The sequence below is a fragment of the Methylobacterium tardum genome, from assembly GCF_023546765.1.
Taxonomy (GTDB): Bacteria; Pseudomonadota; Alphaproteobacteria; order Rhizobiales; family Beijerinckiaceae; genus Methylobacterium; species Methylobacterium tardum.
Map to the genome: position 1 here is coordinate 5,056,697 of NZ_CP097484.1, position 13,917 is coordinate 5,070,613.

The 13,917-nt window shown below is 71.5% G+C and carries 8 protein-coding genes and 2 pseudogenes; 7 read left to right on the plus strand and 3 right to left on the minus strand.

Annotated features, from left to right (window positions below; translation table 11 throughout):
* The first annotated feature begins 144 nt into the window (after positions 1 to 144).
* From M6G65_RS24235 to M6G65_RS24255, 6 genes and pseudogenes are all read left to right on the plus strand, one after another.
* Complete coding sequence (locus tag M6G65_RS24235; protein WP_308445231.1) at positions 145 to 1,245, plus strand: SMP-30/gluconolactonase/LRE family protein; 1,101 nt, start codon at positions 145 to 147, stop codon at positions 1,243 to 1,245.
* A gap of 110 nt (positions 1,246 to 1,355) precedes the next feature.
* The gene (locus M6G65_RS24240) at positions 1,356 to 1,715 is read left to right on the plus strand and encodes a hypothetical protein (protein ID WP_238199062.1); all 360 of its coding nucleotides are present in this window, start codon (positions 1,356 to 1,358) and stop codon (positions 1,713 to 1,715) included.
* Positions 1,716 to 2,355: 640 nt separating this feature from the next.
* Positions 2,356 to 2,619: pseudogene (locus M6G65_RS34090) on the plus strand (PAS domain-containing protein); the annotation flags it as partial.
* Between the two features lie 12 nt (positions 2,620 to 2,631).
* Positions 2,632 to 5,106 (plus strand): PAS domain-containing protein, encoded by a 2,475-nt coding sequence (locus M6G65_RS24245; protein WP_430929581.1) that lies wholly within the window; start codon positions 2,632 to 2,634, stop codon positions 5,104 to 5,106.
* Between the two features lie 198 nt (positions 5,107 to 5,304).
* Positions 5,305 to 5,865 carry a PAS domain-containing protein gene (locus M6G65_RS24250; protein WP_238199060.1) on the plus strand — a complete coding sequence of 187 codons (561 nt, stop codon included), beginning with the start codon at positions 5,305 to 5,307 and terminating at the stop codon, positions 5,863 to 5,865.
* Entirely contained in the window at positions 5,846 to 9,322 is a 3,477-nt protein-coding gene (locus M6G65_RS24255) for a chemotaxis protein CheB (protein ID WP_250102984.1), read from the plus strand. The genes M6G65_RS24250 and M6G65_RS24255 overlap by 20 nt, the downstream gene beginning before the upstream one ends.
* Positions 9,323 to 9,521: 199 nt before the next feature.
* On the opposite strand, the gene M6G65_RS24260 is transcribed toward M6G65_RS24255, so the two are convergent.
* Together M6G65_RS24260 and M6G65_RS24265 are read right to left on the minus strand one after the other, a co-directional pair.
* Positions 9,522 to 9,938, minus strand: coding sequence for a DUF1236 domain-containing protein (locus M6G65_RS24260; RefSeq protein ID WP_250102985.1), 417 nt, complete (start codon positions 9,936 to 9,938; stop codon positions 9,522 to 9,524).
* A gap of 44 nt (positions 9,939 to 9,982) precedes the next feature.
* Positions 9,983 to 10,213, minus strand: a complete 231-nt coding sequence (locus M6G65_RS24265; protein WP_192711071.1) for a hypothetical protein — start codon at positions 10,211 to 10,213, stop codon at positions 9,983 to 9,985.
* A 425-nt stretch (positions 10,214 to 10,638) separates the two neighbouring features.
* On the opposite strand from M6G65_RS24265, the pseudogene recD2 reads away from it, so the two are divergent.
* A pseudogene (recD2, locus tag M6G65_RS24270) lies at positions 10,639 to 12,833 on the plus strand (SF1B family DNA helicase RecD2).
* Positions 12,834 to 12,900: 67 nt separating this feature from the next.
* Here the strand turns inward: recD2 and M6G65_RS24275 are convergent.
* Entirely contained in the window at positions 12,901 to 13,758 is an 858-nt protein-coding gene (locus M6G65_RS24275) for a hypothetical protein (RefSeq protein WP_250102986.1), read from the minus strand.
* Positions 13,759 to 13,917: the final 159 nt, after the last annotated feature.

Genomic DNA, 13,917 nt, shown 5'->3' on the forward strand with positions numbered 1-13,917 from the left:
CCGCGGGATCCAGCCCCGGCGAACGGTCGCAGCCCCGTTTGGGTGCGGCGCCGGTCGGGTGCGGCCGATCGGGGCGGCACGGAACAGGGCCCACCCGGCAGGCTTACCGCCCAGACCGTTTCTCGCCGGACCCGGACCCCCATGATGCGCGCCGCGATCCTCGCCCTCCTGCTGGCCGCCGGCCTGGCGGCGCCCGGTCGCGCCGCGGAGGCCCCGGCCGGGTCCGATGCGCTCAAGCCGATGATCCAGTCGGACAACCTCGTCTTCAACGGCATCACCCGATCCCAGGACGGCCGGCTGTTCTCGCCGTTCCAGCGCCAGAGTCCGGACACGGGGATCGAACTCGGCGAGTGGCGGGACGGCAAGGCCGTGCCGTTCCCGGACGCGGGCTGGAACGCCTGGAAGCAGGGCGATGACCCGGCCAAGGCGTTCGTGGCGGTCAACGCCATCCGGATCGGCCCGGACGGCGATCTCTGGGTGGTCGACAAGGGTGCGCCCGGCATGGGCGCGGCGCCGCTGCCGGGCGGCCCCAAGCTCGTGCAGATCGACCTCGCCCGGAACGCCGTGCACAAGGTCTATCCGCTCCAGGCAGCCACCACCGACAAGAGCTTCATCGACGATTTCCGCTTCAACGGCCGCAGCGTCTACCTGACGGATGCCGGCCAGCCCGGGCTGATCGTGCTCGACCTCGAGACCGGGACCCTGCGCCGGGTTCTCGACGGCCATTGGTCGACCATCGCGCAGCGCCCGCTCACCGGCCAGGGCCGGGTGCTCCGGGACGACAAGGGCAAGCTGCTGTTCATCCACGCCGACCAGCTGGAGGTCTCCCCGGACGGCAAGACCTTCTACTACCAGGCCTGCACCGGCCCGCTCTACAGCATCGAGACCCGCTACCTCGACGACGCCGCCCTGAGCGACGCCGAGCGGGCCACGCACGTGAAGCTCCATGCGGCCACCGTGGCGACGGGCGGCACCGCGATCGACGCGGCGGGCACGATCTACGCGAGCGACACGGACGGCCTGCGCATCCTCAAGATCGCTCCGGACGGGACGATGAGCACCCTGGTGCAGGATCCCCGGCTGGTCTGGGTCGACGCGATGTGGATCGACGAGCAGGGCGGCCTGTGGATCCCGGCTGCGCAGATGAACCGCACCCCGGCGATGAATGGCGGCGAGGCCTCGGCCGTGAAGTTTCCGACGACGATCTACCGGATGCAGATCGACGCCAAGCCGCTGCGCAACTGAGCGGCGGCCAAGGCAGGCCTTCCGGCCGGAGACCCGGACGGGCAGTCCGGCGTTGATCGAGGGCGGCATCGGTGCCGCGGCCCGGCGCGCGACGGAGGATGGGACGGATCATGCAAGGCTTGCGGTACGCACGGTTGTTTCCCGCCCTCCTGGCGGCCGGCGCCGGCCTCGGGGCCGCCTCGCCGGTGCGGGCCGACGGCGCCCTCGCCGTCCAGGAGACCCGGCTTCACACGCCACCGGACTCGCACGAGCCGCAGCGCGCCCTGTTCACGGTGCGGAACACGGGGCCGGATCCGGTGACGCAGGCGACCGTCGAGTGCACGTTCACGGGGGCCGGCGGGGCGGTCCTCGACACGCCCACGGCCGCGGTCCCGGAAGTTGCCGTCGGTGCGACCGCGCAGGCCGAGACGATCTACTACGGCTGGCCCCGGGCAAGCGGCGCGGCCTGCCGGCTCGCCGCGCCGCGCTAGGGCCGCGCCGGGGACGGATCGCGGAAGATGCAGCGCAGCCGCTTCAGCCCCGTCATTCCGGGCTCCGCTGCGCGGCCTCCTTATTCCGGGGCGATTGACCGGTCGTAGAACATCCGCGCGGAGACGGATCGTCGCGAGCATGTCGTCCCAAGCCCGTGCCGGAGAAGGCCCGGATCCGGGCTTCGATGATGCCGGATCCTCGCGGACAGGGCGCTCCCGGAGCCGGCCGGGATGGCCGCGCGTTAAGCTTCACCCGCTGTGGCGCTGCGGGCCGGTTTCCGGCAGAAGGCGCCCACGCGACGCCCGCCCTCCGCACGACAAGCTCCTCCCGCAAGACGGACCCGCCCGCCCGTGCCCGCCGCCACCGCTGCCCCGACCGAGACCGGCCGCGCCCCGCGCAGAGACGCCGGCGCGCGCGTGTCCGGGTGGCGGCCGGCGGATCCGATAGCACGGCGCGGGATCTGACCATGGGCGAGGCCGGGATCGACGATCTCCTGCAGCGCGCCCGCGCCCTGGAGGAGGAGGCCGCCGGGCTCCGCACACGGGCGCGGGCGCCGCCTCCGCGGCGGACCAGGACGGGCCCGCTTCGCGCGCGCGGCAGCAGCGGGCGATCCTGGACAGCACGACCCAGTTCGCCATCATCGCCACGAACCAGGACGGACGGGTCACCGACTGGAATTCCGGCGCGGAACACATCCTTGGCTGGACGGCGGACGCGATGCGCGGCCAGTCCATCGCCCAAATCTTCACCCCCGAGGACCGGGCCGCGGGCCGCCCGGAGCGCGCGATGCGCGCCGCGCTGGACCACGGCCGGGCCGAGGACGAGGGCTGGCACCTGCGCGCCGACGGGTCGCGCCTCTGGACCTCCGGCGAGGTCATGCCGCTGCGCGACGAAGCCGGGTCTCACATCGGCTACGTGAAGATCCTGCGGGACCGCACGGACCTGCGCGCCACCGGGCAGGCGCTCGGCGCCGCCGAGGCGCGCCTGCTGCGGGCGCAGGAGGCAGGCGGGATCGGCCTGTTCTCGGTCGATATCGGCGACCAGATCCTGCACCCGACCTCGCATTTCTGCCGCCTCTACGGATTGCCGGAGCGCGCGACCTACCCGGCCGAGATGGTCGAGGCTCTGGTCATTCCGGACGACCAGAGCCTCGTCTCGACGGCGGAGAGCCGGCGGGACGGGCGGGTCCTCGGCGACGTCACGTACCGCATCCGCCGCCCGGATACGGGGGCGATCCGCTGGATCGCCCGCCGCGGCGAGATCGAGCGCGACGCGGAGGGACGGCCGGTCCGGTTCTCCGGGGTCGCGCGCGACGTCACAGAGCAGTGGCAGGCCCGCGAGGCCCTGCGCGCCAGCGAGGAGCGCTACCGGTCGCTGTTCGAGGCCATCGGCGACGGCTTCTGCGTCATCACCTTCCTCGACGGCCCGCACGGCCCGCTGAGCGACTACGTCCATGTCGAGGCCAATCCGGGCTACGAGCGCCACACCGGCATCGCCGACATCGTCGGGCGGACGCTGCGCGATCTCGTCCCGGCCGACGACGCGGAGGCCTGGCTCGACCTCTACGGCGGCGTGCTCCGCACCGGCAGCCCGATTCGCTTCGAGCGCTACTTCGCGCTGGTGGAGCGTACCATCGAGGTCTCGGCGGTCCGGATCGAGCCGCCGAGCCGGCGGCAGGTCTCGGTGCTGTTCCGGGACATCACCGCGCGCCGGCAGGCGGAGGACGCCCTGCGCACCAGCGAGGCGGTCGCCCGGACCAATGTCGAGCGCGTCCAGCTCGCGCTGGCGGCGGGCGCGATTATCGGCACCTGGTTGTGGGACCTGCCGAGCGACCGCTTCACCGTGGACGAGGCCTTTGCGAAGAGCTTCGGCCTCGATCCCGTCCTCGGGCGCGACGGCCTGAGCCTCGCCCAGGTGGTGGCGACCGTCCATCCGGACGACCGGGCGGGATTGGCCGAGGCGATCGAGGCCGCGATTGCCCGGGGCGGGGCCTACGCGCACCAGTACCGCGTCCGCCGGGCCGACGGGCGCTACTACTGGCTGGAGGCGAACGGCCGCGTCGACCACGGGCCGGACGGGACGCCGCTCAGCTTCCCGGGCGTCCTCCTCGACGTCGACGAGCGCCGGGCCGTCGCGGCGGAGCGGGACCGCGTCACTGCGGCCCTGCGCAGCCTCAACGAGACCCTGGAGCAGCGGGTCGCCGAGCGGACGCGCGAGCTGATGCGCGCCGAGGAGGCCCTGCGGCAATCGCAGAAGATGGAGGCGGTCGGGCAGCTGACCGGCGGCCTCGCCCACGACTTCAACAACATGCTGGCCGGGGTGGTGGGCTCGCTGGAGCTGATGCAGACCCGGATGCTGCAGGGCCGGGTCGGCGACCTCGACCGCTATATCGGCGCGGCGCAGGGCGCAGCCAAGCGCGCCGCCGCCCTGACCCACCGCCTGCTGGCCTTCTCGCGCCGCCAGACCCTCGACCCGAAGCCTACCGACGTGAACCGCCTGATCGAGGGGATGATGGACCTCGTGCGCCGCACCGTCGGCCCGGCGGTGACGATCGAGTCGGTGGGCGCCGGCGGCCTGTGGCCGACGCTCGCCGATCCGAGCCAGCTCGAGAACGCCCTGCTCAATCTCTGCCTCAACGCCCGGGACGCGATGCCGGCGGGCGGGCGCATCGTCATCGAAACGGCCAATCGCTGGCTCGATCACCGCTCCGCGCAGGAGCGCGATCTGGAGCCCGGGCAGTACGTGACGCTGTGCGTCTCGGACAACGGCACCGGCATGACCCCCGACGTGATCACCAAGGCGTTCGACCCGTTCTTCACGACGAAGCCGATCGGCGAGGGCACCGGCCTCGGCCTGTCGATGATCTACGGCTTCGCCAAGCAATCGGGCGGGCATGTCCGGATCTACTCGGAGGTCGGCCAGGGCACGATGGTCTGCCTGTACCTGCCGCGTCATCTCGGCGAGGCAGAGGGCGACGGGCTGTTGCCCGACCTCGCCCACGCGCCCCGCGCCGAGCAGGGCGAGACGGTCCTGGTGGTGGACGACGAGCCCACCGTGCGGATGCTGGTCACCGAGGTGCTGGAGGATCTCGGCTACGCGGCGATCGAGGCGGCGGACGGGTCCTCGGGCCTGAAGGTGCTCCAGTCGGACGTGCGCATCGACATGCTCATCACCGATGTCGGCCTGCCCGGCGGCATGAACGGCCGCCAGATGGCCGATGCCGGCCGCCAGCACCGCCCGGACCTGAAGGTGCTGTTCATCACCGGCTACGCCGAGAACGCCGCGCTCAACCACGGCCATCTCGGGCCGGGCATGCAGGTGATGACCAAGCCCTTCGCCCTGGAGGCCTTGGCCACCCGCATCCGCGGCATCATCGCGGGCGAGGCCTAAGAGCCGGGGGCGCCACCGTCCAGGGCCCGGAGCGACATCGACGCCGCGCCGGTCATTGCCTTGCGCGGCCCGGGCGTTCACGACGGCACGTCGCCCGAGGAGACGCGGCGGGCGGCGCGTGCCATGGGGATGGACCGCGCTAGTTGGACCGACCGGACGCACCGCGTCGGACCGATCGGAGGCGACAGGGAACCTGCCGTGGACACGCAGACCATTCCGGCCGAACTCAAGGCCTACTTCGCGAGCACGCACATCGCGCTCGCCCTGGCCGCCGTCGGCGACGACAACCCGCTGCTACTGGTGAACGAGCCGTTCCACCGGCTGACCGGCTACGCGGACGCGGATGTCGTCGGGCGCAACTGCCGCCTCCTGCAGCGCCAGGCACCGAACGAGGAGGCGCGGGCCAAGATCCGCGCGTTCCTCGAGAACGGCCGGCTGGACTCGGTGCGTACGCCGATCGTGAACTTCCGCAAGGACGGCCAGCCGTTCGTCAATCTTCTGTACATGTCGAAGTTGAAGTCCCTGTCGGGCGAGGTGCGCTTTCTTTTCGCATCCCAATTCGACGTCAGCCGCTCGCAACCGGAGCTGCTTTCTGCGTACGATACCGAACTGAGCCGGACCCTGACCCGGCTGAGCCCGACGCTTGCTGAGAGTGGCCTCGTCATCGAAGGGTCCCTGATGACGATCGCCAACACCGTCGCCACCGTCGCGCAGGCGAAGCTCACCCTCGCGGATCTCGATGCACCAGGATTTCCTTAACGCGCCGGGGGCGGAAGCCTCGGAGATCCTGGACGGCCCCGGGCAGGTCGTGCCCCCGCCCTTCACCGGGCCGGTGGTGGGGATCGGCGCCTCGGCGGGCGGGCTCGAAGCCCTGCGCGAGATGCTGGCCCGGGCCCGGGCCCCGACCGGGATGGCCTTCGTCATCGTCCAGCATCTCGATCCCAACCACGAGAGCATGCTGGCCCAGCTCCTCGACCGGCACACCGAGCTGGCGGTGCACCAGTGCGAGGGCGGCGAGCGGCTCGCCGGCGACCGGGTCTACATCATCCCGCCGGGCCGGGGCCTGGTCATCCAGAACGGCGTCCTCGAACTCACGCATTTCGTGCAGCCGCGGGGGCTGCGGCGGCCGATCGACGATTTCTTCCTGTCGCTCGCCGTCGACCAGCAGGCCAACGCGGCCTGCGTGATCCTGTCGGGCACGGGGGCCGACGGGACGACCGGCCTGCGCGCCGTGAAGGAGCATGGCGGCGTCTGCGTGGTGCAGCAACCGGACACGGCGCGCTACGACGGCATGCCGCTCTCCGCCGTCGGAACCGGCCTCGCCGATTTCGTGCAGCCGCCGGGCGAGATCGTGGATTGCCTCACGGCGTTCTTCCGCCGCCGCGGCACCGACGCCGCCGGCGCGGAGGCGGGCCCGGTCGCCGACCACATCGACGACCTCTGCCGGGTGCTCCGCGCGACGGTGGGCCATGACTTCGCCGGCTACAAACGGACCACCCTGGTGCGCCGGGTCGAGCGGCGCATGCACGTCCTCGGCCTCGATTCGGGCCGGGCCTATCTCGCCCGCGTCCGCGCCGACAAGGCCGAGTGCGAGGCGCTGTTCCGCGACCTCCTGATCAACGTCACCCGCTTCTTCCGCGACGCCGAGCTGTTCGAGCTCCTCCGGGAGCGGGCGATCGAGCCGCTGCTGCGCGGCCGCGATCCGGACGAGGACATCCGGGTCTGGATTCCGGGCTGCTCCAGCGGCGAGGAGGCCTACAGCATCGCCATGCTGTTCGCCGACGCCGCCCGCAGCCTCGGCCAGGTTCCGGCGGTCCAGATCTTCGCCACCGACATCGACGAGCGCATGCTCCAGATCGCCCGGGAGGCGAGCTACCCGGCGGCGGCGCTCGCCGACATCCCGGCGCCCCTGCGGGAGCGCTACGTCATCCCGCATGCCGAGCGCTTCACCATCGCGGCCGAGATCCGCGACCTGATCCGCTTCTCCAGCCACAGCCTGGTCAAGGATCCGCCCTTCTCCCGGGTCGACCTGCTCTCCTGCCGCAACCTGCTGATCTACTTCGACGAGCGCCTGCAGCAATCTGTGGTGCCGCTGTTCCACTACGCGGTGCGGCCAGGCGGATACCTGTTCCTCGGCCCCTCCGAGAGCGTGAGCCGCTTCGAGCACCTGTTCCCGGCGATCGACCAGCACGCGCGCCTGTTCGAGCGGCCGCCGGGCTCGCCGCAATACCCGATCGACCTGCCCGGGAGCGCCCGGCGCGGCGAGGCCCGGCGCGGCGGCCGCGAGGAGCGCCGCGGCGAGCCCTCCATCGCCGACGAGACCGTGGCGGTGCGCCGCGTCATCGAGCGCTACGCCCCACCCAGCATGGTGCTGAACGAAGATGGCGGCATCATCGCCGCCTACGGGCGCCTGAGCCGCTACTTCGACTTCCCGGTGACGCGCACCGGCGGCACCAGTGCGATCACCCTGGCGCGGCCCGGCCTGCGCGACGTGATCGGCCCGCTGCTGCGCCAGACCCGGGACGCCCGCAAGCGCGTCGTCGTCAAGACCGTGGAGATCCGCTCGGAATATGGCCTGCAGCCGGTCGAGCTGATCTGCGATCCCCTGCCGGACGGCTCGATGCTGCTCGTCCTGCGCGACATCGGCGCCTTCCAGCCGGCGAGCGACCTCGACCTGGTCGAGATGGATGCGGGCGGCGACCATGTCGAGGCGCTGGAAGAGGAGCTGCTGCGCACGCGCTACAAGCTGCGGTCCGCCGTCGAGGAGCTGGAGACTACGAACGAGGAGCTGAAGAGCTCCAATGAAGAAATGATGTCGATGAACGAGGAGCTCCAGTCGGCGAACGAGGAGCTGTCCACGGTCAACGACGAGCTGAAGACGAAGGTCGAGCAGCTCACCGTCGCCAACGCCGACCTGCGCAACTTCTTCGAATCCACCGACCTCGCGGTGATCGTGCTCGATCGCGAGCTGAAGGTGCGCAGCTTCACCACGTCGGCCACGACGATCTTCCCGCTGCAGCCGGGCGACCGCGGGCGGCCGCTGGCCGACGTCGCGAGCCGCCTGGCCGGGCAGGACTACCTGCACGACGCGCAGGAGGTCTGCGCCGGCGGCTCGGTGATCCAGCGGCGCGTCGCCACCCGGGACGGCGACCGGACGCTATCCCTGCGGGTGCTGCCCTACCGCCTGCAGAACGGCAGCGTCGACGGTGCCACCCTGGTGCTCACCGACATCACCGACGCCCTGTCGTTGGAGCGCCAGCTCGCGGCGGAGCGGGAGCGGCTGGAGCTGGCCGTCAAGGCCGGGGGCATCGGCGTCTGGGAATACAGCCCGGATGCCGGGACCGTCCTGGTCGACAGCACGGCCGGCACGATGTTCGGCCTCGCCCCGGGTGTCGCCCACACCACCGCGGCCCTGACCGCCTGCGTGATCCCCGAGGACCGCCCCGGCCTGGAGGCGGCGCTCGCCAAGGCGGCACACGGGCTGGACGAGTTCGAGGCGCGCCTGCGCATCCGCGCGGCCGAGCACGGACCCCGGCACATCCGCAGCTACGGGCGCCTGACCCGGAGCGGTGACCGGAAGCGGATCGTCGGCGTCTGCATCGACGTCTCGCCCGAATACGCGCTGGCCGAGACCCGCGATCTGATGCTGCGGGAGATGAACCACCGGGTGAAGAACCTGTTCGCGATCATCGGCGGCATGATCTCGGCGGGCGCCCGGACGCACCGGGAGATCGGCGTCTTCGCCTCCGATATGCGCGACCGCATCTCGGCCCTGGGGCGGGCGCATTCCCTGGCCGATCCCTCGGACGGCCAGGGCATGAGCGACCTCGCGGGCCTGATCGGCGCGACGCTTCGGCCCTACCGCGACCATGTCCCGACCGTGATCGAGGGCCCGCTCGTGGCGATCCACTGGCGCCACGTCTCGTCGCTGGCGATGATCCTGCACGAATGGGCGACGAACTCGGTGAAGTACGGGGCGCTCGGGTCCGACGACGGGTCGCTGTCGGTGACCTGGGACCGGGATGCGGCGGGGCTCGTCCTGGTCTGGTGCGAGCGCATGGCCCGCGTAGCCGAGCCGCGGCCCGGGCGCGGCTTCGGCTCGCTGCTGGTGGAGATGTCCCTGCGGCAGCTCGAGGCGAATGTGGAGCGCCGCCACGACGCGTCCGAATACCGGATCACCCTGACCCTGCCGGACGCGGCGCTCACCCGCAGCTGACGCAGGCGCCGCGCCGCCCCGGTCGCGATCCCGTCCCTGCGAGCGCAGCGAAGCAACCCAGTGCGGCGGCACGCCTCTGAACGCAGCGCCACCCTGGATTGCTTCGCTGCGCTCGCAAGGACGTGGAAGCCTCTTGCGGACAGGTCGAATTGGTGGCGGGCGCCGGAAGGTCCGGCGCCCGCCACCTGTCCGTCGATCGTCAGTCGATGACTTCGACGATGCGGTGGGTGCGATCGACCAGGACCGGCTGGTCGTTCACGATCGTGTAGCGGTAGCCCGGACGCACCCGGTACTCGCTGGGCACGTCGTAATAGGTCACGCTGTCCTCCGGCAGCACGGTGCCGACCCGGACCGGGCCGCCCCAGCTGTACGAGCGCGCGCCGCGCTCGCGGACGTAGCTGCGGAAGCGCGGGCGGTCGCCGACGCCCAGGATGCCGCCGACCGTACCGGTGGCCGCGCCGACCGCGCCGCCGACGATGCCGCCGACCGGGCCCGCTGCCGCCGAGCCCGCCTCGGCGCCTTCGGCGGCCCCGCGCAGGGTGCCCTGCGCCTGGGCGGCCATCGGCAGGGAGAAGAGGCCGGCGGTCGCCAGCGCGAGGAGGAGCTTGTTGGTCATGTGTGAGTCTCCGTGAGCGTCAGAATGATGTGAGCCGCGGGATCTCAGTTGCAGCCTTCCTTGTGGACGGTCTTGGAGTTGCCCATGCCGTCCTCCTTGTGGACGGTCTTTGAGCCGCAATCGACGCTGCCGGTGGTGACCTCACGGCGCTCGACCGTGGTGTCGCGGTGATCGACGACGGCGGGCCCGTCGCGGCGAACGACGGTGGTCTCCTCGGCGCTCGCCGCACCGCACAGAGCCGCGAACAGGGCGCCCGAGAGAATGATGTTCCGCATAGGTTAGCCTCCTGAGTTCAATCGAAGGCAGCAACGGCAAGCGCGGAAAAGGGTTCCACACAAAACCGCCCGTACAACACCGCACGGTCAGCGTTGAAGACACGTATTGATTGCGGGCAATCGAGTACATCCTGACCGAGCCGTCAGGTCTCATGTGCCGTTTGCATCGGCACGCCGAGGCGGCGCCTGGCGCTCTGGTGTGCGGTCGCTCGGCGCACGATGGGAGTTGTGCCGCTCGACGTGGCATCCCGCGCGGTTCCCACGCGTGACGACGGGTCGCGGCGCCGTCCCCGACCAGCCGGCCATGACCCCGTTGCCGCGCCCTGTGCGAGTCCCGATCTTCAACTCTCGGGTGAGAACCCTCGGATGTGAACTCTCAGATCTGAACTTTTGGGCGCGCCCGCCCGGGTGCAGCCGGTCCGGGCATGAACCAGCGCGCGACGCCACAGACTGTCGACCGCCATCAGCCCGTCGAGGCGCTGGCCGGCACGATCGAGCGCGTCACCTTCCACAGCCCGGAGACCGGCTTCTGCGTCCTCAAGGTCCAGGCGCGCGGCAAGCGCGACCTCGTGCCGGTGATCGGCCACGCGCCGGCGATCGGCGCGGGCGAGTGGATCACCGCCACCGGCATCTGGCACACGGACCGCCAGCACGGCCTGCAGTTCAAGGCCGACACGCTCAAGGTGACGCCGCCCACGGGCGTCGAGGGCATCGAGAAGTATCTCGCCTCCGGCCACATGCGCGGCATCGGCCCCGCCATGGCCAAGCGCATCGTGGCGGCCTTCGGGGAAGGCACCTTCGAGATCATCGAGGCCGAGCCCGGCCGCCTCACCGAGGTGGAAGGGATCGGGCCCAAGCGCGCCGCCCGCATCGTCGCCGGCTGGGCCGAGCAGAAGGCCGTGCGCGAGATCATGCTGTTCCTGCACGCCCACGGCGTCGGGACGGCCCGGGCGGTGCGGATTTTCAAGACCTACGGCCACGAGGCCATCGCGGTCATGACCGAGGATCCCTACCGGCTGGCGAAGGACATCCGCGGCATCGGCTTCAAGACCGCGGACGCTATCGCGATGCGGCTCGGGCTGACCCGGGAGGCGCCCCAGCGCCTGCGGGCCGGGATCTCCTTCGCGCTGCAGACCGCCACCGATGCCGGCCACTGCGCCCTGCCGGTGGCGGAACTCGTGTCGCTGGCGGTCGACCTCCTCGGGGTGGAGGCGCCTCTGATCCGCACGGCGCTCCTCGACGTGCTGGAAACCGGGGAGGTCGTCCAGGACATCATCGGTGACAAGGCCTGCATCTTCCTCGCCGGCCTGCACGCCGCCGAGCGCGCCATCGCCGAGCGGCTCCGGCGGCGGGCGGCGGGCGGCCCGCCCTGGCCGGAGATCGACCTCGTCCGGGCCCTGCCCTGGGTGGCGGAGAAGACCGGCAAGACGCTCTCGCCGTCGCAGGAGGCGGCCGTACGGCTCGTGCTCGGCGCCAAGCTCGCGGTGGTGACCGGCGGGCCGGGCGTGGGCAAGACCTCGACCCTCGACACGATCCTGCGGGTCCTGCGGGCCAAGGGGGTCCGGGTGCTGCTGGCCGCCCCGACCGGCCGGGCCGCCAAGCGGATGAGCGAGCAGACGGGGCTCGAGGCCAAGACCCTCCATCGGCTGCTGGAGATCGACCCCAAGCACGGCGGCTTCTCGCGCAACGAGGAGAACCCCTCCCCTGCGATCTGCTCGTGATCGACGAGACGTCGATGGTCGACGTGCCGCTGATGAACGCGCTGACCAAGGCGGTCCCGGAGCATGCAGGCCTGCTCCTCGTGGGCGACGTCGACCAGCTGCCCTCGGTCGGGCCCGGCCAGGTGCTCGCCGACGTGATCGCGTCCGGCGCGGTGCCGGTGGCGCGGCTCACGGAGGTGTTCCGGCAGGCGGCCGAGAGCCGGATCGTGGTCAACGCCCACCGGATCAACGCGGGCACGATGCCCGAGCCCGCCCCGCGCGGCGCCGAGAGCGACTTCCACTGGATCGCGATCGACGAACCCGAGCCGGCGGTGCAGACGCTGATCGAGGTGGTGACCCGGCGGATCCCGGCCCGGTTCGGCCTCGATCCGGTCCGCGACGTGCAGGTGCTCACCCCGATGCAGCGCGGCGTACTCGGCGCGCGCAACCTCAACCACGAACTCCAGGCCGTGCTGAACCCGAACCCGCCGGTCTCGGTGGAGCGCTTCGGCTGGCGCTTCTCCCCGGGCGACCGGGTGATGGAGAGCCAGAACGACTACGACCGGGAGGTGTTCAACGGCGACCTCGGCACGGTCGCGCGGATCGACGCGGACGAGGGCGCGGTGATCGCCGATTTCGAGGGCCGGGAGGTAATCTACCCCTACGGCGAGCTCGACACGCTGGTGCCGGCCTACGCCACCACCATCCACAAATCGCAGGGCTCGGAATATCCGGCGGTGGTGATCCCGCTGGCGATGCAGCACTGGACGATGCTGGCGCGCAACCTCCTCTACACGGGCGTGACCCGCGGCAAGCGGCTCGTGGTGCTGCTCGGGCAGCGGAAGGCCGTGGCGGTGGCGGTCCGCGGCGGCACCATGAAGCCGCGCTGGACCAAGCTGCGGGACTGGCTGAGCCGGTGAAGCCTTCCAGAGGCGGACACTCCATTTACGGGGGAACTGGGGTCCTGGCTGCCTTGGGGCACGCCGATCACCGCCCGCACGCTACCCCATGATGGCGCGCATCCCGCGCCGAGTGCAGCGTCTCGCGCCGGATGATCCATTCATTGCGCCGACCGCTCGGGATCAGTAGGCCTTGCAGCGAGAGCGCCGTCGCCCAGGCCGCAATCGCCATGTCGGGCAGCGCGAACGAGGACGATGCGGTCCGCAGGCTCGCGACCTCGGCCGGTTGAAGGCGGCTGAAGCGCCGCCGCACCCAGCCCCGCTCCCGCACCTGCCGCAGCGCCGTCTCGACCTTCACCGCGCCGGGGCCGCGCACCAGCGCGCGATCGAGCGCAGACATGAGGATCAGAGCCTGCCAGTCCCGAGGCGAGACGCTGAAGCAGCCGAACCCGGCAACCTCAAGCCCGATGGCGTGGGACAGGCCGTCGGCCTCGATCCGGGCCGGCGCCAAGCCCGCGACAGGCATCGCGCGCACCTCTCGGCAGGCTGCGGCGTAGGCGCGCTCCAGAGCGGCAGAGGTCCGGTCCGGCCGGACGGGGCGGTCGACCGCCTCCGCCAGCGCGGCGGAAACGCGTTGAAGTTTCGGGTTGTGCAGCCATCGACGGGGCGACCGGAAGAGGATGGCATCCTCAAGGTCTCGGCGCCCTGCGCTCTGCAGCAAGCCGGACAGGTCGATCTCGACCGCGGCGAGCCCGAGGTTCGCGATCCCGGCGATCTTATCGGGGCCGCACGCGTGCGTGACCTGAAACTCGACCAGCAGATCCCGGTCTGCGCGGCGCACGATCACGTCAGGCACGATGGTACCGAGCCGGTGCTCCAAGAGCGCCGAATCGAACCGGTAGGGTCCGCCCGGGTGAAGAGGCTGCCGCTCACCATCGCGGAGCACGGGAGGGGGCGAGCGTCAGCTTGGAGGCGAGCAGTTCCTTGGCGAACCGGTGCAAGGCTGTCTCCGGGCCGCCGTGACAGGAGCGCTCCCCAGCCGCGCCGTGATGCCCGAAATGGTGTTGGACCCGGTCACCTCTGCGGGCCACCAGCGGCGTTCCAC

Excerpts from the sequence above, each read along its gene's own strand:
- M6G65_RS24265 (WP_192711071.1), bottom strand. The coding sequence starts at position 10,213 with ATGCGGAACATCATTCTCTCGGGCGCCCTGTTCGCGGCTCTGTGCGGT.
- M6G65_RS24240 (WP_238199062.1), top strand. The coding sequence starts at position 1,356 with ATGCAAGGCTTGCGGTACGCACGGTTGTTTCCCGCCCTCCTGGCGGCC.
- M6G65_RS24255 (WP_250102984.1), top strand. The coding sequence starts at position 5,846 with ATGCACCAGGATTTCCTTAACGCGCCGGGGGCGGAAGCCTCGGAGATC.
- M6G65_RS24260 (WP_250102985.1), bottom strand. The coding sequence starts at position 9,938 with ATGACCAACAAGCTCCTCCTCGCGCTGGCGACCGCCGGCCTCTTCTCC.
- M6G65_RS24235 (WP_308445231.1), top strand. The coding sequence starts at position 145 with ATGCGCGCCGCGATCCTCGCCCTCCTGCTGGCCGCCGGCCTGGCGGCG.